At 73.0% G+C, this 22,853-nt stretch carries 19 protein-coding genes; 16 read left to right on the forward strand and 3 right to left on the reverse strand.

The features are described 5' to 3' along the window. Positions 1–45: 45 nt before the first annotated feature. From pflB to ACFY30_RS28410, 6 genes are all read left to right on the forward strand, one after another. Positions 46–2,304, forward strand: coding sequence for a formate C-acetyltransferase (gene pflB, locus ACFY30_RS28385; protein WP_390847984.1), 2,259 nt, complete (start codon positions 46–48; stop codon positions 2,302–2,304). A 5-nt stretch (positions 2,305–2,309) separates the two neighbouring features. Further along, positions 2,310–3,038: a pyruvate formate-lyase-activating protein gene (pflA, locus tag ACFY30_RS28390; protein WP_390847985.1), complete on the forward strand. Its 729-nt coding sequence runs from the start codon at positions 2,310–2,312 to the stop codon at positions 3,036–3,038. Between the two features lie 180 nt (positions 3,039–3,218). Further along, the gene (locus ACFY30_RS28395; RefSeq protein WP_390847986.1) at positions 3,219–3,848 is read left to right on the forward strand and encodes a hypothetical protein; all 630 of its coding nucleotides are present in this window, start codon (positions 3,219–3,221) and stop codon (positions 3,846–3,848) included. Positions 3,849–3,999: 151 nt separating this feature from the next. Further along, entirely contained in the window at positions 4,000–4,905 is a 906-nt protein-coding gene (locus ACFY30_RS28400; protein ID WP_390847987.1) for a universal stress protein, read from the forward strand. Between the two features lie 24 nt (positions 4,906–4,929). After that, positions 4,930–5,949, forward strand: coding sequence for an alcohol dehydrogenase AdhP (adhP, locus tag ACFY30_RS28405; protein ID WP_390847988.1), 1,020 nt, complete (start codon positions 4,930–4,932; stop codon positions 5,947–5,949). Continuing rightward, on the forward strand, positions 5,949–6,830 hold the full coding sequence (locus ACFY30_RS28410) for a universal stress protein (RefSeq protein ID WP_390847989.1): 882 nt from the start codon (positions 5,949–5,951) through the stop codon (positions 6,828–6,830). Before adhP ends, ACFY30_RS28410 begins: the two co-directional genes overlap by 1 nt. Before the next feature lie 17 nt (positions 6,831–6,847). Here ACFY30_RS28410 and ppk2 read toward each other — a convergent pair whose 3' ends face one another. Next, entirely contained in the window at positions 6,848–7,651 is an 804-nt protein-coding gene (ppk2, locus tag ACFY30_RS28415; RefSeq protein WP_390847990.1) for a polyphosphate kinase 2, read from the reverse strand. Between the two features lie 54 nt (positions 7,652–7,705). Between ppk2 and ACFY30_RS28420 the strand changes: the two genes are divergently transcribed. The 5 genes from ACFY30_RS28420 (at position 7,706) to ACFY30_RS28440 (ending at position 15,259) form a co-directional block, all read left to right on the forward strand. Beyond that, complete coding sequence (locus ACFY30_RS28420) at positions 7,706–10,087, forward strand: phosphoketolase (RefSeq protein ID WP_390847991.1); 2,382 nt, start codon at positions 7,706–7,708, stop codon at positions 10,085–10,087. A gap of 31 nt (positions 10,088–10,118) precedes the next feature. After that, positions 10,119–11,132 carry a type I glyceraldehyde-3-phosphate dehydrogenase gene (gene gap / locus ACFY30_RS28425; protein ID WP_390847992.1) on the forward strand — a complete coding sequence of 338 codons (1,014 nt, stop codon included), beginning with the start codon at positions 10,119–10,121 and terminating at the stop codon, positions 11,130–11,132. Positions 11,133–11,286: 154 nt separating this feature from the next. After that, the gene (locus tag ACFY30_RS28430; protein ID WP_390847993.1) at positions 11,287–13,995 is read left to right on the forward strand and encodes a GNAT family N-acetyltransferase; all 2,709 of its coding nucleotides are present in this window, start codon (positions 11,287–11,289) and stop codon (positions 13,993–13,995) included. Positions 13,996–14,007: 12 nt separating this feature from the next. Next, positions 14,008–14,745, forward strand: a complete 738-nt coding sequence (locus ACFY30_RS28435) for a CBS domain-containing protein (RefSeq protein ID WP_390847994.1) — start codon at positions 14,008–14,010, stop codon at positions 14,743–14,745. A 16-nt stretch (positions 14,746–14,761) separates the two neighbouring features. After that, complete coding sequence (locus ACFY30_RS28440; RefSeq protein ID WP_390847995.1) at positions 14,762–15,259, forward strand: flavodoxin domain-containing protein; 498 nt, start codon at positions 14,762–14,764, stop codon at positions 15,257–15,259. Positions 15,260–15,338: 79 nt separating this feature from the next. Here the strand turns inward: ACFY30_RS28440 and ACFY30_RS28445 are convergent, their stop codons facing one another. Continuing rightward, a complete protein-coding gene (locus tag ACFY30_RS28445) occupies positions 15,339–15,920 on the reverse strand; it encodes a hypothetical protein (RefSeq protein ID WP_390847996.1) in 582 nt (193 codons plus the stop codon). 265 nt (positions 15,921–16,185) lie between these two features. Between ACFY30_RS28445 and ACFY30_RS28450 the strand changes: the two genes are divergently transcribed. The 5 genes from ACFY30_RS28450 (at position 16,186) to ACFY30_RS28470 (ending at position 20,745) form a co-directional block, all read left to right on the forward strand. Further along, entirely contained in the window at positions 16,186–17,202 is a 1,017-nt protein-coding gene (locus tag ACFY30_RS28450) for an Acg family FMN-binding oxidoreductase (protein ID WP_390847997.1), read from the forward strand. 146 nt (positions 17,203–17,348) lie between these two features. After that, positions 17,349–18,419 carry a zinc-dependent alcohol dehydrogenase family protein gene (locus ACFY30_RS28455; RefSeq protein ID WP_390847998.1) on the forward strand — a complete coding sequence of 357 codons (1,071 nt, stop codon included), beginning with the start codon at positions 17,349–17,351 and terminating at the stop codon, positions 18,417–18,419. A 19-nt stretch (positions 18,420–18,438) separates the two neighbouring features. After that, entirely contained in the window at positions 18,439–19,113 is a 675-nt protein-coding gene (locus tag ACFY30_RS28460; RefSeq protein ID WP_390847999.1) for a helix-turn-helix domain-containing protein, read from the forward strand. A gap of 112 nt (positions 19,114–19,225) precedes the next feature. Continuing rightward, the gene (locus ACFY30_RS28465) at positions 19,226–19,666 is read left to right on the forward strand and encodes a pyridoxamine 5'-phosphate oxidase family protein (protein ID WP_390848000.1); all 441 of its coding nucleotides are present in this window, start codon (positions 19,226–19,228) and stop codon (positions 19,664–19,666) included. Positions 19,667–19,914: 248 nt separating this feature from the next. After that, the gene (locus tag ACFY30_RS28470; protein ID WP_390848001.1) at positions 19,915–20,745 is read left to right on the forward strand and encodes a universal stress protein; all 831 of its coding nucleotides are present in this window, start codon (positions 19,915–19,917) and stop codon (positions 20,743–20,745) included. Between the two features lie 167 nt (positions 20,746–20,912). Here the strand turns inward: ACFY30_RS28470 and ACFY30_RS28475 are convergent, their stop codons facing one another. Continuing rightward, a complete protein-coding gene (locus tag ACFY30_RS28475; RefSeq protein ID WP_390848002.1) occupies positions 20,913–22,484 on the reverse strand; it encodes an oleate hydratase in 1,572 nt (523 codons plus the stop codon). Positions 22,485–22,853: the final 369 nt, after the last annotated feature.

The following is a 22,853-nucleotide window of genomic DNA, read 5'->3' on the forward strand; positions in this document are numbered from 1 at the left end:
GACGAGCATCGAAGTGCAGGACACGAACCGAGGAGAGGAACGGCGATGACCGCAACCGTGACAGTCGGTGACAAGGTCACCGAGGCCTGGCGAGGCTTCGCCGGGGCACGCTGGCGCGAGCTGATCGACGTACGCGACTTCATCCAGGCCAACTACACCCCGTACGAAGGTGACGCGTCGTTCCTGACCGGTTCCACGGAGCGCACCCGGGCCGTCTGGGAGAAGGTCAGCGCACTGTTCCCCGAGGAGCGGGCCCGGGGCATCCTCGACGTGGACGCCGCGACGCCCTCGACGATCACCTCGCACGCCCCCGGCTGGATCGACCGCGACCGCGAACTGGTCGTCGGTCTGCAGACCGACGCCCCGCTCAAGCGCGCGATCATGCCCAACGGCGGTCTGCGCATGGTGGAGAACGGCCTCAAGGCGTACGGCTACGAGCCCGACCCGTTCGTCACCGAGGTCTTCGGCACCTACCGCAAGACCCACAACGCCGGTGTCTTCGACGCCTACACGCCCGAGATGCGGACCGCCCGCAGGGTCGGCATCATCACCGGCCTGCCCGACGCCTACGGCCGCGGCCGGATCATCGGCGACTACCGGCGCGTCGCCCTGTACGGCACCGACCGGCTGATCGAGGCCAAGCACGCGGAGAAGGCCCAGCTGGACGGCCGGCCGTCCACCGAGCACGTCATCCGCGACCGCGAGGAACTCGCCGAGCAGATCAAGGCACTGGGCGAACTGACCCGCATGGCGGCGACCTACGGCTGTGACGTCTCCCGTCCCGCACTCACCGCGCACGAGGCCGTCCAGTGGCTCTACCTCGGCTATCTCGCCGCGGTGAAGGAACAGAACGGCGCGGCGATGTCGCTGGGCCGCACCTCGACCTTCCTCGACGTCTACCTCCAGCGCGACCTGGACGAGGGGATCATCGACGAGTCCCGCGCCCAGGAGCTGATCGACGACTTCGTGATCAAGCTGCGGATCGTCCGGTTCCTGCGCACCCCCGAGTACGACGCCCTGTTCTCCGGCGACCCCACCTGGGTCACCGAGTCGATCGGCGGCATCGGCACCGACGGCCGCCCGCTGGTCACCCGCACCTCCTTCCGCTTCCTGCAGACCCTCTACAACCTCGGCCCCGCCCCCGAACCCAACCTCACCGTGCTGTGGTCGCCCGGCCTGCCCGCCGGCTTCAAGGAGTTCTGCGCCCAGGTGTCCATCGACACCAGCGCCGTCCAGTACGAGTCGGACGAGCTGCTGCGTCCGAACACCGGCGACGACACCGCGATCGCCTGCTGTGTCTCCGCCATGGCGGTGGGCCGGCAGATGCAGTTCTTCGGGGCGCGCGTCAACCTGGCCAAGGCCCTGCTCTACGCCGTCAACGGCGGCCGCGACGAGATGACCGGCGACCAGGTCACCCCCGAGATGCCCCCGCTCACCGGCGAGTACCTGGACTACGAGGAGCTGTCCGCGGCCTACGACCGGGTCCTGGACTGGCTGGCGGGGACGTACGTCAACACCCTCAACGTCATCCACTACATGCACGACAAGTACGCCTACGAGCGCATCGAGATGGCGCTGCACGACCACCCCGTGCACCGCTTCATGGCCTGCGGCATCGCCGGACTGTCGGTCGCGGCGGACAGCCTGTCCGCGGTCAAGCACGCCCGGGTGAAGGTCATCCGGGACGCGACCGGACTGGCCGTCGACTTCCTGACCGAGGGCGAGTTCCCCGCGTACGGCAACAACGACGACCGCGCGGACTCGCTCGCCGTCGGCCTGGTCGAGACGTTCATGGCGAAGGTCCGCCGGCACCCCACCTACCGGGACGCCGAGCACACCCAGTCGGTGCTGACCATCACCTCCAACGTCGTCTACGGCAAGCACACCGGCAACACCCCCGACGGACGGCGGGCCGGACAGCCCTTCGCACCCGGCGCCAACCCGATGAACGGCCGTGACCGGCACGGCGTCGCCGCCTCCGCGCTGTCGGTGGCCAAGCTGCCGTACGAGCAGGCCCGCGACGGCATCTCGCTGACCACCACCATCACCCCCGAGGGCCTCGGACACGCCCCCGAGGAGCGCGCGGGCCACCTGGTGGGCATCCTCGACGCCTACATGGCCACGGGCGGCTTCCACATGAACGTCAACGTGCTGGACCGCGCCACCCTCGAGGACGCGATGGCACACCCGGAGAACTACCCCGACCTGACCATCCGGGTCTCCGGATACGCCGTCAACTTCGTCCGCCTCACCCGCGAGCAGCAGCTCGACGTGATCAGCCGCACCTTCCACGGAACCCTGTGAAGGCGATGACGACCGGCCGGATCCACTCCTGGGACCTGTCCACCGGCGTGGACGGTCCCGGGACCCGGTTCGTCCTCTTCGTCAGCGGCTGCCCCCTGCGCTGTCTGTACTGCGCCAACCCCGACACCTGGCACATGCGGGACGGCCGGGAGGCGACGGTGGACGAGGTGATGGCGGAGATCGGGAAGTACCGGGCCTTCATCACCACCGCCGGCGGCGGGGTGACCGTCACCGGCGGAGAACCCCTGCTCCAGCCGGCGTTCACCGGCGAGGTGCTGCGCCGCTGCAAGGAGGCCGGACTGCACACCGCCCTGGACACGTCCGGCTTCCTCGGGGCCCGCGCCACCGACGAGCTCCTCGCCGACACCGACCTGGTCCTGCTGGACATCAAGTCCTTCGACATCGTCACCTACCGGAAGCTGACCGGCGGCCGGCTCGCCCCCACCCTCAGCTTCGCCACCCGGCTGGACCGTCTCGGCGTCCCGATGCGGATCCGCTACGTGCTGGTCCCCGGCTGGACCGACGACCCGCGGTCCGTGGACGCCCTGGCCGAATTCGTCGCAGGGCTGGGCACGGTCGAGCGGGTCGACGTGCTGCCCTTCCACAAGCTCGGCGCCCACAAGTACGACGCCCTCGGCATCCCCTTCCCCCTGCGCGACACGCCGACCCCCGACCCGGCCCTCACCGAGAGCGTCCGCGCACGCTTCCGGGAGCGTGGCGTGCCCGCCTACTGACCGCGGTCCAGGTGCGGCGCGGCGCGCGGGCGCGCCCTCCCGCCGCACCAACGGTCCCTGGAGACAGGGACGTTCAGCCCCGGGCCGGCAGACCTTCGGCCTGCGGCGCCGGGCGGCGCGCACCGCCAGAGTGAGTGGTGTCAGGCACCGCCCCGACCGCCCCCGAAGGGAATCACGACCATGGCCGTGCACGAGCACCCTCACCGGAGCCCCGGCTTCCACCTGCCGTCCTTCCGCAGGAACCGGACCGCCTCCGCATCCGAGTCGGCCTCGTCGGCCGCCACCGACACGCACACCGCGCGGGCCTACGCCTTCGCCTCCCTGCGTCTGCTCACCGGGTTCGTCTTCCTGTGGGCCTTCCTCGACAAGACCTTCGGCTTCGGCTACGCCACCCCGTCCGGCAAGGGCTGGATCGACGGCGGCTCGCCGACCAAGGGCTTCCTCGGTTCCGTCGCCGTCGGGCCGATGGAGTCGACCTTCCACTCCTGGGCCGGCGACCCGTGGGCGGACTGGCTGTTCATGCTCGGTCTGCTCGGGATCGGCGTCGCCCTGGTCGCGGGGGTCGCGCTGCGCCTCGCCGCCGTCGCCGGCACCGTGATGATGGCGCTGATGTGGATCGCCGAATGGCCGCCGGCCAAGCACCTCGCGGACGGCTCGGCGAGCATGTCCACGAACCCGCTCGTCGACTACCACGTCGTCTACGCCGTCGCCCTGATCGTGGTGGCCGCTGCCGCCGCCGGCGACACCCTGGGCGCGGGCCGGCTCTGGGCCCGGCTGCCGCTCGTCCGCGACCACGGCTGGCTGCGCTGAGCGCCGAAGGTGCGGTGGGTCCCTCCCCGGGCCCACCGCACCGCGCTGCGCGCAGGACCGTCGGCCCCGGCCCGGGACCACTGGCCCCTCCCCGCGAGACCCCTTTGACGACCACTCTGTAATCGGATCCTCACCACAGGAGGTAGAGATCATGCTCCGCACCATCACCGTAGGGCTCGACGGCTCCCGCGAGAGCCGTGCCGCCGCGGAATGGGCGGCTCGCGAAGCCCAGCTGCGCGACCTGCCGCTGAAGATCGTCCACGTCTGGGAGCCGGTGCCGGAGCCCATGGCCCAGGCGCCTCTCCTGGGCGCCGAGACCCAGCAGCACTGGACCGAGCGCATTCCCCGGGAAGCCGCCGAGGGCATCGGTCTGCGCCACCCCGGCGTCGAGGTGATCAGGGAGCAGCTCTCCGGACACCCGGCCGACGCCCTCGCCGAGGAGGCCAAGAGCGCCGAACTGCTCGTCCTGGGCTCCCGCGGCCTCAGCGGCATCGGCGGGTTCATGGTCGGCTCCGTCGGCCTGTCGGTCGTCGCCCACGCCGACCGCCCCGTGGTGCTGGTCCGCGCCCTGGAGGTGGCCGCCGACGAGCACGAGCCCGACCCGGCGGGTGTCCCGTCCGCCGCGACGCCGTTCCGGCCCGTGGTCCTCGGACTCGACACCGAGCACCCGGACGAGACGCTGATCGAGTTCGCCTTCGACGCCGCCCTGCGCCGGTCCACCTCGCTGCGGGTCGTCCACGGCTGGAACCCGCCGCCCTACTACGCGTACGGCACGCCGGCCAACCCCGCGCTGCACGAGGCGCTGGCCCTGAGCGCCTCCGAGGCCCTGTCCGAGGTGCTGCGCCCCTGGCGGAAGAAGTACCCGGACGTGAAGGTCGTCGAGGAGTCCCGCTACGGCAGCGCGGCCGTCCACGTCGTGGACGCCTCGCGTGAGGCCTCCCTCGTCGTGGTGGGCCGGCGGATCCGCCGCAGCCCGTTCGGCGCGCACGTCGGCCATGTCACGCACGCGGTGCTGCACCACTCCACCGCCCCCGTCGCCGTCGTCCCCCACAGCTGACCCGCTTCCGAGGAGAAGAGACCCATGAAGGCAGCGGTTGTCCGAGCGTTCGGTGAGCCCCTGGTCATCGAGGAGCGCCCCGACCCCGAGCCCGGCCCCGGCCAGGTCCGGATCCGCGTCGAGGCCTCCGGGCTCTGCCACACCGACATCCACGCCGCCCACGGCGACTGGCCGGTGAAGCCGAACCCGCCGTTCGTGCCGGGCCACGAGGGCGTCGGCCTGGTCGAGAAGCTGGGCGAGGGCGTCACCCACCTGTCCGTCGGACAGCGGGTGGCCGTGCCCTGGCTCGGCACGGCGTGCGGGCGGTGCGAGCACTGCCTGTCCGGCTGGGAGACGCTGTGCGAGCAGCAGATCAACACCGGTTACGGCTGCGACGGCGGCTACGCCGAGAAGATGCTGGCCTGGGCCGACTTCGCCCAGCCGGTGCCCCGGGGCGTCACCGCCCTGGACGCCGCCCCGCTGACCTGCGCGGGGGTGACGACGTACAAGGCGCTGAAGGTCGCCGACGTCCGGCCCACCCAGCTCGTCGCGATATCGGGGATCGGCGGCCTCGGCCACCTCGCCGTCCAGTACGCCAAGATCGCCGGAGCCACGGTCGCCGCGATCGACGTCACCGACGAGAAGCTCGAACTGGCCGCGGAGCTGGGCGCCGACCTCGTCATCGACGCCCGCAAGCAGGACGTCGGCGAGGTGCTCAAGCGGCACGGCGGCGCCCACGCGGCGATCGCCCTCGCGGTGAACGACGCGGCCTTCGAGGCCGTCAACTCCGGTCTGCGGCGCGGCGGCAAGCTGGTCATGGTGGCCCTGCCGGCGCACGGCACGGTCCGGGTCCCCATCTTCGACACCGTGCTGAACGGCACCTCGGTGATCGGCTCCATCGTGGGCACCCGGCAGGACCTCGCCGAGGTCTTCCAGCTGCACGCCGCCGGGCGGACCAAGGTCATCTACGAGACCCGTCCGCTGGCCTCGGTCAACGAGTCCATCGACGAGGTGCTGCGGGGTCAGGTCAAGGCACGGATCGTCTTCGACTTCGGAGCGCTGTGATGACCGCGCGCGAACTGCCCCTGGTCGTCGGCGTCGACGGCTCCGAACCGAGCCTGCGCGCCGTCGACTGGGCGGCCGACGAGGCGGCCCTGCGCGGGGTGCCGCTGCGGGTCGTGTACGCCTCCCTGTGGGAGCGCTACGAGGGTTCCGCCCTCGCCGAGGACCTGGCCAAGCCGTCGGAGGAGGTGCGGGCGGACGACATCGTCGCAACCGCCGCACGCCGCGCCCACCTCCGGCGGCCCGAGGTGAAGGTCTCGGCCGAGGTGCTCGCCGAGGAACCGGAGTACGCGCTGGTACGGGAGGGACGCGGCGCCTCCGCCCTGGTGCTGGGCACCCGCGGGCGCAGCGGCCTCGTCGACATGCTGCTCGGGTCCGTCAGCCTCACCGTGGCCGCCCACGCGAACTGCCCGGTGATCGTGCTGCGCGGCGGTCACGACAACCGGGGCGGCACCGGCACGCACGGCCGGGTCGTCGTGGGCGTCGGCGAGAAGGGCACGGACTCCGCCGCCCTGCGCTTCGCCTTCGAGGAGGCGAGGCTGCGGCACGCGGCCCTGGACGCGGTACGGGCCTGGCGGTGCCCCGCGCACGAGAGCACCGACCACCCGCTGCTCGCCGGCGAACCCGCCCGGCTGCACGAAGAGGCCGCGGCCGAGGTGCTGGAGAAGGCGCTGCGGGACGCGCCCGCCGAGGTGGAACTGCACCGGCGCACGGTCGAGGGACCGGCCCGCCGGGTCCTCCTCGCCGCCTCCCACGAGGCCGACCTGCTGGTGGTCGGCGCCCGCCGCAACCCCGGGCACCTCGGACTCCAGCTGGGGCGGGTCGCCCACGCGGTGCTGCACCACGCCGCCTGCGCCGTCGCGGTCGTACCCGAACGGGAGTGAGGGAGGTGGCCGGCTGCTCAGAGGCCCGCCGCGTGGTCGGGGACATAGGTCTGCAGATCACGCGGCGTGCGCACATAGCCGGTCGACGGGGGCCGCTCCGGCAGCTCCAGCACCGGCGGCGGCACGTCGGTGTACGGCACGGAGCTCAGCAGATGGGCGATCATGTTCAGCCGCGCCCGGCGTTTGTCGTCGCTCTCCACCACGTACCAGGGCGCCTCGCCGATGTCGGTGTGCACCATCATCTCGTCCTTGGCCCGCGAGTAGGCCTCCCACCGGGCGAGGGACTCCAGGTCCATGGGGGACAGCTTCCAGCGCCGCAGCGGATCCTCCATCCGGCGCCGGAAACGCTCCTGCTGCTCGGTGTCGCTCACCGAGAACCAGTACTTGCGCAGCAGGATCCCGTCCTCGACGAGCATCCGCTCGAAGATCGGGCACTGCCGCAGGAAGAGCTGGTGCTCCTCCTTCGTGCAGAAGCCCATCACATGCTCGACCCCGGCCCGGTTGTACCAGGACCGGTCGAACAGCACGATCTCCCCGGCCGCCGGCAGATGCTCGACGTACCGCTGGAAGTACCACTGGCTGCGCTCGCGCTCCGTCGGCTTCGGCAGCGCCGCGATCCGCGCCACACGCGGGTTCAGGTGCTCGGCCACGCGCTTGATCGTCCCGCCCTTGCCCGCCGCGTCGCGCCCCTCGAAGACCACGACCAGCCGGGCGCCCTCGGCGCGCACCCACTCCTGCAGCTTCACCAGCTCCGTCTGCAGCCGGAGCAGTTCCTTCTCGTAGGTCTTGCGCGGCACCTGCGCCACGTCCTTGCCGGCCATGCCGCCTCCACACCCCGATGACCTTCTACGCCGACGACTTCCGGAGTCGCACCCATGTCCACGGTCGAACGCCAGGACGCCACCGTACTTTCCGACGACGAGCTGCGCACCCTGGACGCGCACTGGCGGGCCGCCAATTACCTGGCCGCCGGACAGATCTACCTGATGTCCAACCCGCTGCTGACCGAACCTCTGAGGCCCGAACACATCAAGCCGCGGCTGCTCGGCCACTGGGGCACCTCACCGGGGCTCAACCTCGTCTACACCCACCTCAACCGGGTGATCAAGGCACGCGGACTCGACGCGCTGTGCGTCTGGGGGCCGGGCCACGGAGGGCCGTCCATCCTCGCCAACTCCTGGCTGGAGGGCAGTTACAGCGAGACGTACCCGGACGTCTCCCGGGACGGGGCGGGCATGGCGCGGCTGTTCCGGCAGTTCTCCTTCCCCGGTGGTGTGCCGAGCCATGTCGCGCCGGAGACGCCCGGTTCGATCCACGAGGGCGGTGAGCTCGGCTACTCGCTGGCACACGCGTACGGCGCCGCCTTCGACAACCCGGACCTGCTGGTGGCCTGTGTGATCGGCGACGGCGAGGCGGAGACCGGGCCGCTGGCCGCCGCCTGGCACTCCGACAAGTTCCTCGACCCCGTGCACGACGGCGCGGTCCTGCCGATCCTGCACCTCAACGGCTACAAGATCGCCAACCCCACCGTGCTCTCCCGGATCCCGGAGAGCGAACTCGACGCGCTGCTGCGGGGATACGGCCACGACCCGATCCACGTCACCGGCGACGACCCGGCGCGGGTGCACCGGGCCATGGCCCGGGCGATGGACGACGCGCTGGACCGCATCGCCGTGATGCAGCGGACGGCCCGCGAGGACGAAGTCGCCGAGCGCGTGCACTGGCCCGTGATCGTGCTGCGCACCCCCAAGGGCTGGACCGGTCCCGCCGAGGTGGACGGCGAGCCCGTCGAGGGCACCTGGCGCGCCCACCAGGTCCCGCTGGCCGGCGTCCGGGAGAACCCCGAGCACCTGCGCCGGCTGGAGGCCTGGCTGCGCTCGTACCGGCCCGCGGAGCTCTTCGGCGCCGACGGACGGCCCGTGGCCGACGTCCTCGCCTGCGTCCCCGACGGCGCCCGGCGGCTCGGCGCCACCCCGCACGCCAACGGCGGCCTGCTCGTGCGGGACCTGCCGCTCGCCCCGCTCGACGAATTCGCCGTCCCGGTCGACAAGCCGGGCACGACCCTGCACGAGCCCACCCGTGTCCTCGGAGACCTGCTGGCCCGGGTCATGAAGGACACCGGGGGACGCCGCGACTTCCGCCTGGTCGGACCGGACGAGACCGCGTCCAACCGGCTCCAGGCGGTCTTCGACGTCAGCGGGAAGGCCTGGCAGGCACAGCATCTGCCGGTCGACGAACACCTCGAGCACCACGGGCGGGTCCTGGAGATCCTCTCCGAGCACACCTGCCAGGGCTGGCTGGAGGGCTACCTCCTGACGGGCCGTCATGGACTGTTCTCCTGCTACGAGGCGTTCGTCCACATCGTCGACTCGATGGTCAACCAGCACATCAAGTGGCTGAAGACGTCCCGGGAGCTGCCGTGGCGGGCCCCGATCGCCTCCCTCAACTACCTGCTCACCTCGCACGTCTGGCGCCAGGACCACAACGGCTTCTCCCACCAGGACCCCGGCTTCGTCGACCACGTCCTCAACAAGAGCCCCGAGGTCGTGCGGGTCTATCTGCCGCCGGACGCCAACACCCTGCTGTCGGTGGCCGACCACGCGCTGCGCAGCCGCGACTACGTCAACGTCATCGTGGCCGGCAAACAGCCCTGCTTGGACTGGCTGACCCTGGACCAGGCCCGCGCCCACTGCGCCCGCGGCGCCGGGATCTGGGAGTGGGCCGGCACCGAGAACGGCGGCGCCCCGGACGTCGTCCTGGCCTGCGCCGGTGACGTCCCGACCCTGGAGGTGCTGGCCGCCGCCCAGCTCCTGCGCAGGCACCTGCCCGGCCTCGCCGTCCGGGTGGTCAACGTGGTCGACATCGCCCGCCTCATGCCGAGCGAGGAACACCCGCACGGCATGAGCGACTTCGAGTACGACGGCCTGTTCACCACCGACAAGCCGGTGATCTTCGCCTACCACGGCTACCCCTGGCTGATCCACCGCCTCGCCTACCGCCGCACCGGCCACCGCAACCTGCACGTGCGCGGCTACAAGGAGTCCGGCACCACGACCACGCCGTTCGACATGGTCGTCCGCAACGACCTCGACCGCTACCGCCTGGTCATGGACGTCATCGACCGCGTCCCCGGACTCGCGGTGCGCGCCGCCGCCGTACGGCAGCAGATGGCCGACGTGCGCACCCGCCACCAGGCCTGGATCCGCGAGCACGGCACCGACCTTCCCGAGGTCGCCGACTGGACCTGGAACGCCTGACCGCCCCTCACCCCCGGAAGGAAGTCCCGCCATGACCGTACGCGTCGGCATCAACGGCTTCGGCCGGATCGGCCGCACCTACCTGCGCGCCGCCCTCGACCGTGCCGAGGAAGGCGTCCAGGACGTCGAGGTGGTCGCGATCAACGACCTCACCTCACCCGCCACCCTGGCCCACCTGCTGGAGTACGACTCCACGTTCGGGCGCATCGGACGCGACGTCGAGCACGACGACAGCTCCCTCACGGTCGACGGACGGCGCATCGCCGTCACCGCCGAACGCGATCCCGCCGCCCTGCACTGGTCCGACTACGGCGCCGGCATCGTCGTCGAGTCCACCGGCCGCTTCCGGGACCGGGACTCGGCGGCCCTGCACCTGAAGGGCGGAGCCCACACCGTGCTGCTGTCGGCGCCCGGCAAAGGCGTGGACGCCACCATCGTGATGGGCGTCAACGACAGGACCTACGACCGGCACCGCGACCGGATCGTCTCCGCCGCCTCCTGCACCACCAACTGCGTCGCCCCGATGGTGAAGGTGCTCGACGACGCCTTCGGCGTCGAGCGCGGGGTGATGACCACCATCCACGGCTACACCAACGACCAGTCGCTGCTGGACGGCCCGCACCGCGACCTGCGCCGGGCCCGCTCGGCCGCCGTCAGCATCATCCCCACCAGCACCGGCGCCGCCCGCGCCGTGGGACTGGTGATGCCGGAGCTGGCCGGGGCGCTGGACGGGATCGCGGTCCGGGTGCCCGTGGAGGACGGCTCGCTCACCGACCTCGCCGTCGTCCTCACCCGGGAGGCGAGCGCCGACGAGATCAACGCCGCGTTCGAGGCGGCCGCGAACGGTCCGCTGCACGGCATCGTGCGCGTCTCCGAGGCCCCGATCGTCTCCCGCGACGTCATCGGCGACCCCGCGTCCTGCGTCTTCGACCCGGCCCTGACCCAGGCCAACGGCACCCTGGCCAAGGTCTTCGGCTGGTACGACAACGAGTGGGGCTACACCAACCGGCTCCTGGACCTGACGGCCCTGGTGGCGGACGACTGACGCGTTTCGACCGCGCGCCCCGCCGTGCGGCGGAGGGGGTCCATCGGCGGGCGCCGGAAGGGCCGACCGGCCACGGAGCGGCCCCGTACAGCCCATGCGATCCCCGCCTCCGCGCCGGACGATCGAAGTATCGAAGCCACCGAGGAGACCTGCGATGACGGACGACCTGCTCGACCGGGCCCCGGTTCACGCCCTGCTCGCGGACGGCACCACCGTGTGCATCCGGCCGGTACTGCCGGGCGACCGCGAACAGCTGCGAGGGTTCTACGAGGAGATGTCGCCCGAGAACCTCCGGCGGCGGTTCTTCTCGGCGAGCAGGCGCTCGGGCGCCCTGGCCGCCGACCGGGCCTGCGCCCCGGCCCGGCCGGGCTACCGGGCCCTGCTGGCCGAGGTGGACGGCCGGGTGATCGGCCTCGCCGAGTACGACACCGGCCGGGAGCGGGACGGCGGGCAGAAGGACGGCGCGGAGGTCTCCATCGCCGTCGCCGACGGCCTCCACCACCGCGGGGTCGGCACGCTTCTCGTCGAACACCTGGCCTCGGCGGCGCGCGCGGAGGGCATCACCACCTTCACGGCCGACGCCCTCAGCGAGAACCACGAGGTGCTCCGTCTCTTCGCCGACCTCGGCCTGCGCACCTCCCGCCGCTTCGAGGGGCCCGAGGTGCGCTGCACCGTCCACCTGGACCAGGACGACACCTATCTGTCGGCCGTCGAGGCCCGGGGCCGGTCCGCCGACGTGGCCAGCCTGCTGCCCTTGCTGCGGCCGTCCGTGGTCGCCGTGGTCGGCGCCGGACGCACCCCCGGCTCCGTGGGCCGGGCCGTCCTGCACCAGCTGCGCACGGGCGGCTTCACCGGCCGCCTCTTCGCCGTGAACCCCAAGGTCACCTCCGTGCTCGGCGTGCCGTCCCACCCCTCGGTCGCGGCGCTGCCCAAGAGGCCCGACCTGGTGGTCGTGGCCGTACCGGCCGCCGCGGTGCCGGCCGTCGCCGAGGAGAGCGGCCGGGCCGGGGCACGCGCCCTCGTCGTCGTCACCGCCGGCCTGGACCACACCCAGGCACAGGCCCTGCTGACCGCCTGCCGCACCTACGGCATGCGCCTCGTCGGCCCCAACTGCCTCGGCATCTCCCACACCGACCCCGAGCTGAGCCTCGACGCCACCTTCGCCGCCGGACACCCCCGCCCCGGGACGGCCGGAGTCGCCGTGCAGTCCGGCGGGGTCGGCATCGCCCTGCTCGACGGGCTGTCCCGGCTCGGCATCGGCGTGTCGTCCTTCGCCTCCCTCGGCGACAAGTACGACGTCAGCGGCAACGACATGCTCCAGTGGTGGGAGAGCGACGGCCGCACCGAACTCGCCCTGCTGCACCTGGAGTCCTTCGGCAACCCGCGCGCCTTCTCCCGCACCGCCCGGCGCGTGACCCGCCGCATCCCGGTGCTGACCGTCGACGCCGGCCGTACCGACGCCGGCCGCAAGGCCGCCGCCTCCCACACCGCGGCCGCCGCCACCCGCACCATGACCCGCGGTGCGCTGTTCACCCAGGCCGGCATCACCGCGACCCGCTCGGTCGGCGAACTCCTCGAAACGGCCGCCCTGTTCCACTCCCAGCCGCTGCCGGAAGGCAGTCGCGTCGCGATCGTCACCAACGCGGGCGGAGCCGGGGTGCTCGCCGCCGACGCCTGCGCGGAGGCCGGACTGGCGCTGCCGCCGTTCACCCCGGCGACGGTCGAGGAACTGCTCGCCGTGCTGCCGGACGGCGCCGCCGTCGGCAACCCGGTCGACGCCACCGCCGCGGTGTCCGAGGAACAGCTGACGGCGTGCGTCGACCGTCTCACCCGGTGCTCCGGCATCGACGCCGTCGTCGTGGCCCTCGTGCCCACGGCGGTCGCCGCGGCCACCGGGGACGACCTGGTCCGGGCCCTCACCGGGGGCCCCGGCCGGCGGCCGCGGCCCGTGCTCGCCGTGCGCCTGGAACAGGACCTGCCCGTCCGGCTGCTGCCCGCGGCCGACGGCGGCACGGTCCCCTCCTACGCCGAACCCCAGGCGGCGGCCCGCGCCCTGGCCCACGCCGCCGAGCGGGCCGCCTGGCTCGCCCGGCCCGCCGGCGCCGTCCCCGCCCTCGACGACGTCGAGACCGGGCGGGCCCGTGCGGTCGTCGAGGAGTTCCTCGGCACGCATCCCGACGGCGGCTGGCTCGACCCGCGCACCTGCGCCGACCTGATGGCCTGCTACAGCATCCCGCAGATCCCGTGGGCCTGGGCCGAGACCGAGGACGAGGCCGTGCTCGCCGCAGACCGGCTGCGCGGCTTCGACGGCCGGGTGGTCATGAAGGCCCACTGGCCCGGGCTGCTGCACAAGTCCCAGCAGCGGGCCGTCCACCTGGATCTGCGCGGCGACTCCCAGGTCCGGGCCGCGTTCCGGGACCTGGAGACCCGCTTCGCCGGTCTCCTGACCGGCGTGGTCCTGCAACCCCTCGCCGCCCGCGGCACCGAGCTGTTCGCCGGTGTCGTCCAGGACGAGGTCTTCGGCCCGCTCGTCCTGTTCGGGCTCGGCGGCACGGCCACCGAGGTCCTCGCCGACCACGCCGCCCGCCTCGCCCCCCTCACCGACCGCGACGTCCACGAGCTGATCACCTCGCCGCGGTGCGCCCCGCTGCTGCTGGGCGCGAACGGAAGCACCCCCGTCGACCTCGGGGAACTGGAACAGCTGCTCCTGCGGCTGTCCCGGATGGCGGCCGACCTGCCGCAGCTCGCCGAGGTCGACTTCAACCCCGTCCTGGCGACACCGGGCGGCGTCACCGTGCTCGACGCGCGGCTGCGCCTGCTGCCGCGTCGCCCCCACGACCCCTATCTGCGCCGGCTGCGCTGAGGAGGAACGGCCATGAGGCACAATAAGGTCGGCTCCGTGATGACCACGGACGTCGTCCGCGCCGAGTACGGCACCCCGTTCAAGGAGGTGGCCCGACTGCTCGCGACCCACCGGATCAGCGGACTGCCGGTGGTGGACGAGGACGACAAGGTCATCGGTGTCCTGTCCGAGACGGACCTGATGATGCACCAGGCGACCATCCCCGACCCCTACGAACCGAAGCACCGCGCGCGGCTCACCGAGCTGGCGCCCGGCGCCCGGCGCCAGGCCGCGAAGGGCAGGGCGCGCACCGCGGGCCGGCTGATGACGGCACCGCCGGTCACCGTGCACGCCGACGACACCATCGTCCAGGCCGCCCGCACCATGGCCCGGCGGCGGGTGGAACGGCTCCCCGTCCTCGACGAGGAGGACCGGCTCGTCGGGATCGTCACCCGCCGCGACCTCCTCCAGGTCTTCCTGCGGCCCGACAAGGAGATCCGCGACGAGGTGATCGAGGAGGTCCTGGTGCGCGCGCTGTGGCTGCCGCCGCGCAGTGTGGAGGTCTCCGTGACGGAGGGCGTCGTCACCCTCACCGGACACATGGAGCGCAAGAGCGACACCGAGATCGCCCTGTCGATGACCCGCCGGATCGACGGTGTGGTCGACGCGGTCGGGAAGCTGACCTACCGGCTGGACGACGCACGGGGGCGTACCGGGGAACAGCCACAGGCCGTCCACGGCGTGGCCGACGACTGGCTGCGCCGACTGTGAGAGGAGGCGGACCGCCATGACCGGCACCGTGTTGGTCACCTACGGAACGACGAACGGATCCACCGCGGGGATCGCCGAAGCCGTCGCCGACGTCCTGCGCAAGGACGGGCTGACGGTGGAGGCGCTTCCGGCCCGGTCCGTGACGAGCGTGGAGCAGTACGACGCCGTCGTGGTCGGCGGCGGGCTCTACGCGGGGCGCTGGCAGAAGGACGCCCGGCGGTTCGTCCGCCGGCACCGCGCCGAACTCGCCCAGCGGCCCGTGTGGTTCTTCAGCAGCGGACCGCTCGACGCCTCCGCCTCCGAGCGGGACATCCCGCCCGTGCGCGGTGTGCAGCGGGCCATGCTCCGGCTGGACGTCCGGGAGCACGTCACCTTCGGAGGGTGCCTGCAGGAAGGAGCCAAGGGACGCGTGGCCAAGATGATCCTCCGCTCCGGAAAGGGCGGCGACTTCCGGGACTTCGGCGCGATCGAGGCTTGGGCGGGACGCGTCGCCGAAGCCCTGACGCACCCCTAGGAGGCCCGCTCCGGACACGCGGAAGGCTCCGGGCCGTATCTTCTTCGGCCCGGAGCCCGGAACGCGTCTGCCGTGCCCCTCAGCTGGTCTTGTGACCCCATCGTGGTCCCACCTGATCCCATTCCCTGCCCCACTCGTCGATCCGGCGCCGGTCGAGCCGCCACCGGGCGACCGCTCCGGAACCGAACGCCAGGCCGGCGAGGGCGGCCGCGGCCGCGGTGCCCAGGAAGCCCGACTCGATCGCCGCCTCCGTGGAGCTCGGCGGCTCGGCGGTGAGCCGGCCCCGGGCGTCCTGCCAGACGGTGACCCGGGATCCGGCGTCGAGGCCGGCGTCCACCAGCGTCCGGCCCGTGCGGGTCGAGCCGTCGGACGCCGTCCAGCGCACCTTCGTCATCCGGCGGTCGGACGTCCCGCCGAGCGTGGCGGTGCCGAGCGGGACGTCGGTCAGGAGCACGGCCCGGACCGGCTGACGTTCGGCTCGCTGCTGTGCGAACACCTCGTCGGCGGCGTGAGCGGTCACCAGTCCGGCGGCGGTGCCGCCCACGGCGAAGACCGTCCACACGGCCAGCACGATCCAGGACTCGACGACGTCGTCGCGCCGCCGCAGCGGGTTGCTTCGCCACCGCCACAGCCGTTTCCTCGCGCACTTGCCTGCGGGCATCGGTCCGCACCTCCTCCTCGTCGTCGTGACAGTTTTGAAGGTGACAGCCGCAGCCGTGCCGGGACATGGGCCGACCAGGGGTGCGAGCAGGGCCGCCCGGGACCGACTCCACCGCCGCGAAGGGCCGTTCAGCCCAGGAGAGCGCGTGGGCCGCCGGGCACCCCGCCCGGGACCTTCGACCCCTGCCGGGGGCGGGACGGGGCGCCCATGCTCGGAGGAGAGAAGGACAACCGGCCGTCCGACGCCCACGCGCGAGGAGGGCATCATGGAGAGCACATCGTTCGGCGCCGCGCTCCTGGAGACCTGTGTCTCCGCCGCGGTGGCCGCGCCCTCGGTCCACAACACCCAGCCCTGGCGGTTCGCACTGGACCCCGAGACGGTGACGTTCGAGGTGCGTGCCGACCCCGGACGGGGCATGCGGCACATGGACCCCACGGGCCGGGCCCTGCTCCTGTCCGTCGGGGCCTGTGTGTTCAACCTCCGGGTCGCGCTCGCCCACTTCGGTTGGTCACCGGTCACCCGTCTGCTGCCCAGCCCCCGTGACCCCGCCCTGCTCGCCACCGTGCGGCCGGCGGGGCTCACGGCCCGGCGGACGGGGGAGCGGGACGCGGACCTCTACGAGGCGATCTGGCGCCGGCACAGCAGCCGCTTCCCCTTCACCAGCCGGCCGCTGCCCGCCGCGGTGCGCCGGGAACTCGCCGCGGCGGCCCTCGCGGAAGGCGCCTCGCTGCGCTTCACCGAGGGGGCGGACACGCTGCGTCTGCTGCGGCTGACCGCCGAGGCCGAACAACGCAACCGCCTCGACGCGGACCGGGCGGCCGAGGCCCGCCACTGGGTGCACCGGGACCTGGAACCGGCGCCCGACACGGGTCTGCCGCGCACGGCACTGGGACCGCAGGACGCCCGGGAGAGGATCCCGCTGCGGGACTTCACCGCCCAGCGCCACCGTGAACGGCTGACCGCACGGCCCTTCGAGGCGGCCCCGGTCGTCGCCGTGCTGACCACCGGCCACGACCGCCGGGTCGACTGGCTGTGCGCCGGACAGGCCCTGGAGCGGGTGTGGCTCGTCGCGACGGCCCACGGACTGCGCGCGTCGGTGATGCACCAGGCCGTCGAGTGGGCCGACCTGCGCGACGCCCTGGTCGCCGTCCCCGACGGCACCGCGCATCCGCAGCTGCTCCTGCGCCTCGGCTACGGACCGGAGGGGCCGGCCACCCCGCGCCGTACGGCGGGCCGGGAGCTGCGGCCCGTCACCCGGACGCCGGTCTCACCGGCGTACTGACCGGGTGCGGTCCCCCTCCGCGGCGGCGGTGAGGCCCGAGCGGCCGCCGAGGGGGGCCGGACGGCCCAAGCGGATCCGGCGAACAACGGACAAGCTGTATGTATCGGGCCATATCTGCAGTCGCGCAGAGGACGGTGAGGAGTGTCATGAAAGGCTTCGTCTTCCACGGCCCCGGGCAGTCCGCCTGGGAAGAGGTCCCGGACCCCGCAGTCAAGGAACCCACCGACGCCATCGTCCGGGTCGGCGCCGTCACCATCTGCGGGACGGACCTGCACATCCTCAAGGGCGACGTGCCCGAGGTCCGCCCGGGCACGGTCCTGGGACACGAGGCCGTCGGCGAGATCGTCGAGGTCGGCGCCGACGTCCGGACCGTACGTCCGGGCGACCGCGTGCTGGTCTCCTGCATCAGCGCGTGCGGACGCTGCCGCTACTGCCGCGAGGCCGCCTACGGCCAGTGCCGCGGCGGCGGGGGCTGGATCCTCGGCCACCTGATCGACGGGACCCAGGCCGAGTACGTCCGTGTCCCCTTCGCCGACCTGTCCGTGCACGCGCTGCCCAGCGCGGTCGAGAGCAAGGACGCCGTCCTGCTGGCGGACATCTTCCCGACCTCCTACGAGGTCGGCGTGCTCAACGGGCGGGTGCGCCCGGGCGACACCGTCGCCGTCGTCGGGGCCGGCCCCATCGGCCTCGCGGCGATCGCCACCGCCCGCCTGTTCGCGCCCGAACGCATCGTCGCCGTCGACCTGGCCGCGTCCCGGCTGGAGGCCGCCAAGCGGCTCGGCGCCGACGCCGTGGCCGACGCCCGCGAGGACCCCGAGCAACTGATCGCCGACCTCACCGACGGGCTCGGCGCGGACGTGGTCATCGAGGCGGTCGGCGTGCCGGAGAGCTTCGAGCTGTGCACCCGCATGGTGCGCCCCGGCGGCCACGTCGCCAACGTCGGCGTCCACGGCAGGCCCGCCACGCTGCACCTCGAGGACCTGTGGATCAAGAACGTGACCATCACCACCGGTCTCGTGGACACCCACTCCACACCCACCCTGCTGCGCATGGCCGCCGCCGGCCGGCTGCCCACCGCGCAGCTGGTCACCCACACCTTCCCGCTGGAACAGATGGAGGAGGCGTACGACGTCTTCTCCCGGGCCGCCGACACCGGCGCCCTCAAGGTGGTGCTCGGCGAGCAGCCGCACGACGAGGTCGCCGTCCGGGCGGTCTGACGAGAGGACGTGAGGGGCCATGGCCGAACAGACACGGGCGAACGTGACGGGCGGCGCGCCCTCGGGCGACCTGGGCCGCCGGCTCGCCGCACGCCGCGTCCAGCTCGGGCTGACACGGGAGGAGGCGGCCGCCCGGGCGGGCATGGCCCCCAGCTATCTGGCGCACCTGGAACAGCACCCCGACGCCGCGCCCGGCCGCGGCGCGCTGCTCACGCTGGCGGCGGCGCTGCAGACCACGGTCTCGGCGCTCACCGGAGGCGACACCGATCTGCCGCCCGGTCGTGAACAGGCCGGGCGCGCACCCGAGTTCACCGAGCTGAGCAAGGCCGAGTGCGCCGTCCTGCTGTCGTCGCACGGTGTCGGAAGGATCGCGGTGCCCACCGCCCTCGGGCCGGTGATCGTCCCCGTCAACTACACCGTCGTCGACGACACGATCGTCTTCAGGACCGCTCGCGGCGCCACGCCGTCCCTGGCGTCCGGCTGCCCGGTCGCCTTCGAGGTGGACCGCATCGACGACGCCTTCAGCGAGGGCTGGAGCGTCCTGGTGCGCGGGTACGGGCGCACGGTGACCGACCTCGCCGAGGAGCGCCGGCTCGCCGAACAGGCGTACAGCGCGCCGTGGACCGGCGGCCGGCGCGACGTGTGGGTGCGCATCGAACCGTACGCCGTCACCGGGCGCCGCATCGCGGCCTGAGCGGGGTCTCTCTCAGGAAGCCGGGGACCGATGGTCCCTGGCCGGGGGCGTCCCCGTCACCTGACGATGGACCGTGAGACACCGCTCTGTCACGTGAGAGACGAGAAGGCCGATGGACGCCAACGACGGATTCCGCGCACTCGACCGGCACGAGTGCCTGCGCCTGATGGCCGGGGTGCCGGTGGGACGCATCGTGTACACACGGCAGGCGTTGCCCGCCGTCCTGCCGGTCAACTTCCGCCTGGACCACGACGGCGCGGTGCTGGTGCGCACCTCGGCCTCCTCGGAACTCGTGAGCGCCGTCGACGGAGCGGTGGTCGCCTTCGAGGCCGACCAGGTCGACGCCGCCACCCACTCCGGCTGGAGCGTCGTGGTCACCGGGCCGGCCGGCCTGGTGACCGACCCCGCCGAACACGCACGGCTGCTGCGGACCGGTCCGCGTTCCTGGGTGCCGGCCCCGCGGGAGGCCTTCGTGCGCATCGAGCCGGAGCTGGTCACCGGCCGCGCACTCGTCGGCGGACGCACCCTGTACGGCGTGCGGCTCCCCTCCTGACCCGCGCCGAGAGCCGCCCGGCCGACCCGGCGACCCGCGCCCACCCCGCCCCTCGGGAGGATCACCCCCGTCCCGCACTGGTCCGAACGGCCCTTGAACCAAGGGCCGTTCGGCGTTTCCGGGGGTTCTCCCGGCTTCTGCCCGGGGCGACGGCACACGAGGACCATCGTCCGGGGAGGCCGGTGCGCCCGTCGGGCGCCGCCTCCGTCGAACGGCCGACTCGAACCACAGAAGGGACAGGTACGGCCATGACCTTGCACCACGTAGTCGTCGGAGTGGACGGCTCATTGATCTCCGTGCGGGCGCTGGACCGGGCCGCGGCCGAGGCCGCACGGCGTGGCCGCGCTCTGCGCGTGCTGTACGCGGTTCCCGACCGTGACGAGGCCGCACCGGTCCTCGGCGCCGCCGAGGCGCGCGTCCGCGCACGGCATCCGGGGCTGCCCGTGGAGACCGTCGCGGCGGAGGGCGGCGCGGTGCGCGCACTGGCGCGCGAGAGCGCCGGCGCGGACCTCACCGTCGTCGGCACCCGCGGTCTGGGCGCGGTGAGCGGACCGGCGCTGGGCTCGGTGAGCCTGCGGCTGGCCGCCCTCGCGCAGAGCCCGCTCCTGGTCGTCCGCGGGGACCACCCGTGCGACGACGGCGGGGACGTACTGCTGGGCCTCGCGGACGACCGGGACGCGCGGGCAGCGGCGTACGCCTTCCAGGAGGCCGAACGGCGCGGTGCGGGGCTCCGGGTCCTGCACAGCTGGAGCCACCGGCACATCACCCCCGAACTTCCCTCCCTCGTCCCGACGCGCAGCCCGGGTCAGGAACGGCTGGCCGGCACCGCCCGGGCCGAGGAGGCCGTACCGCGCTACGCCCTCACCCGGCTGCGGGACCGGCACCCCGGCGTCGTCGTGGAGACCCGCACGGTCCGTGCCGCTCCCGCGGACGAGCTGCTGGCGGCGACCCGGGAGGCGGCGGTGGTCGTCATCGGCGCCCAGCACCGGACGAGCGTGCTCGGCCCGCGGCTGGGTCCCGTCGCCCACACCCTGCTGCACCGGGCGCACTGCCCGGTGGTCCTCGTCCCGCGAGGATGACCGGCCACCCCGTTCCGCGCCGGGCGGGGCCGTACGCGACGGAGCGACACCGCGGGGGATCGGTGCCGCTCCTGTCTTCACTGTCCCTCGCGCCACGCCGCTCCCACCAGTGCCGATGGTCCCGGGCGAGGGGGGCCGGACGTCCCCCTCGGGCCTCGGTGCCTGTCCTACCTGCGGTGCATGGTCTCCAGGGCGGCGGCCAGCACGTGCGGGTCGTGGTGGCCCTTGTAGACCTCCGGCGGGTGCTTCTCCAGGCCCAGCAGCTGCGCCACCGCCGTCCAGGCGGTGCGGACGGAGTACTCGACGGTGAAGACGACGTCGTCGGGCACCTCGGCGAACTGCCCGATGAAGGCGAGGTTGACCGACCCCTGCGGCACCACCTTCGGCCGGTCGTCGCGACGGCGCGCCAGGAACTGGCTGGTGATGTACGGCATCACGCAGGGCACGACGGTGGAGGTCTCCAGGATCCGCGCCGCCGTCCGCTCGTCGAACGGGAGGTGGTGCAGCACCTCCTCGAGGATCTCCCGGCCGCTGCACATCGTCATCGGCTTGGGCGTGTGGTTGCCGGCCCGGCCGGGGTGCAGCCCGTAGCCCCACCAGACGGTCACGCCCTCGGGCTGGTCGCGGTAGACCGGCTGACGGTTGGCGACGACGGTGAGCAGCCAGTTGGACGCGGTGAAGGTCATCAGGCCGCCCTTGCCGGCCGGACGCCCGCTGAACTCCTCGAGCGCCTTCTCGAACGCGGGGTCCTTCGTGGTGACCGTGAACGACTCCCAGCGGGACTCCTTGATCCGCTTGTCGAAGACGGACGGGTTGCCGAAGTTCTCCCGGCCACGGGCCAGCCGGTGCCACAGCAGCCACGCGTCCGAGCTGTGCGGAGCCGGCGGGGGCGCGGAGGTGTGCGAGCCGAGGCTGGAGGCGTCGGTCATCGAGCCGTTGGTGACGAAGACGAGGTCGTCGGGGGCGACGGCGATCTTCTCGTCGTCGCCGTCCCGGCTCAGGTGGAGGGTGTCGACCGTGCCGCTGTGGATGCCGGGGGTGAAGCCGAGGTCGGTGACCCGGCAGCGGGTGTGGACGGTCACCCCCTGCTCGTGGAGCCAGGCCGTCAACGGCCGCACGATGGAGTCGTACTGGTTGTAGCGGGTCCGGTGGATGCCCTTCATCGTGGCGAACCCGGGGAACAGGTGGATGAAGCGCCTGAGGTAGCGGCGGAACTCGATCGCGCTGTGCCAGGGCTGGAAGGCGAACGTGGTGCACCACATGAACCAGAAGCTGGTGGTGAAGAAGTGCTCGCCGAAGCAGTCGGTGATCCGCTTGCCGTCCAGGTGACCCTCGGGAGTGGCCAGACAGCGCACCAGCTCCAGCCGGTCGCGCTCGGAGAATCCCATCGAGGTCGTGTCGACGATCTTGCCGTCCCCGTCGACCAGCCGGGCGATGTCGTCCCAGGCGAAGTCCTCGTGGCCGGCCAGGATCTCCTCCGTGACGGAGACCCCCGGGTCGTCGAGGGTGGGGATCCGGGACAACAGGTCGTACGTGCAGCGGAACTCGGCCTCGAACATGCGGCCGCCGCGCATGGTGTAGCCGGCGTCCGGTGTGCCGCCCGCGTCCAGGCTGCCGCCGAGGGTCCGCTGCTCCTCGAAGAGGTGGATGTCGGATCCCTCGAAGCCGCCGTCGCGGATCAGGTACGTCGCAGCGGCCAGTGCCGCGATCCCGCTGCCCACCAGATATGCCTTCGCCATCACACAACTCCTCATGCTCTCCCGCCGATCGGGAACCGCGGTCCCAGCCTCGCCGCAGCCGGTGCCTCCCGTCAGGGGGCCGTTGGTCACCATGTGGGCCCGGACGTCCCTCCCGTCCCCCCGGGCCGCCCCACCCACCGCCCGCCGGGTGAGGAACGGGGCCGGTGCCTGCCACGCGGGGCAGGCGAACGGGGCTCGCCCGCAGTGTGGTGGGCCGGGGGCAGCGCCTGCCGAAAGGGGCGGCAGGGGAGGGGTGCTCGCCCACCGGGTGGTGGGCCGGCCGGTGTCCGCACAACGGACGGGAGACGAGCAAGGGCTCGACCGCGAGGCGCCGCCGGGCTGGAGGTCGGCCTGCCGGGTGGTGGCGGC

The organism is Streptomyces sp. NPDC000345 (assembly GCF_042898825.1).
GTDB lineage: Bacteria > Actinomycetota > Actinomycetes > Streptomycetales > Streptomycetaceae > Streptomyces.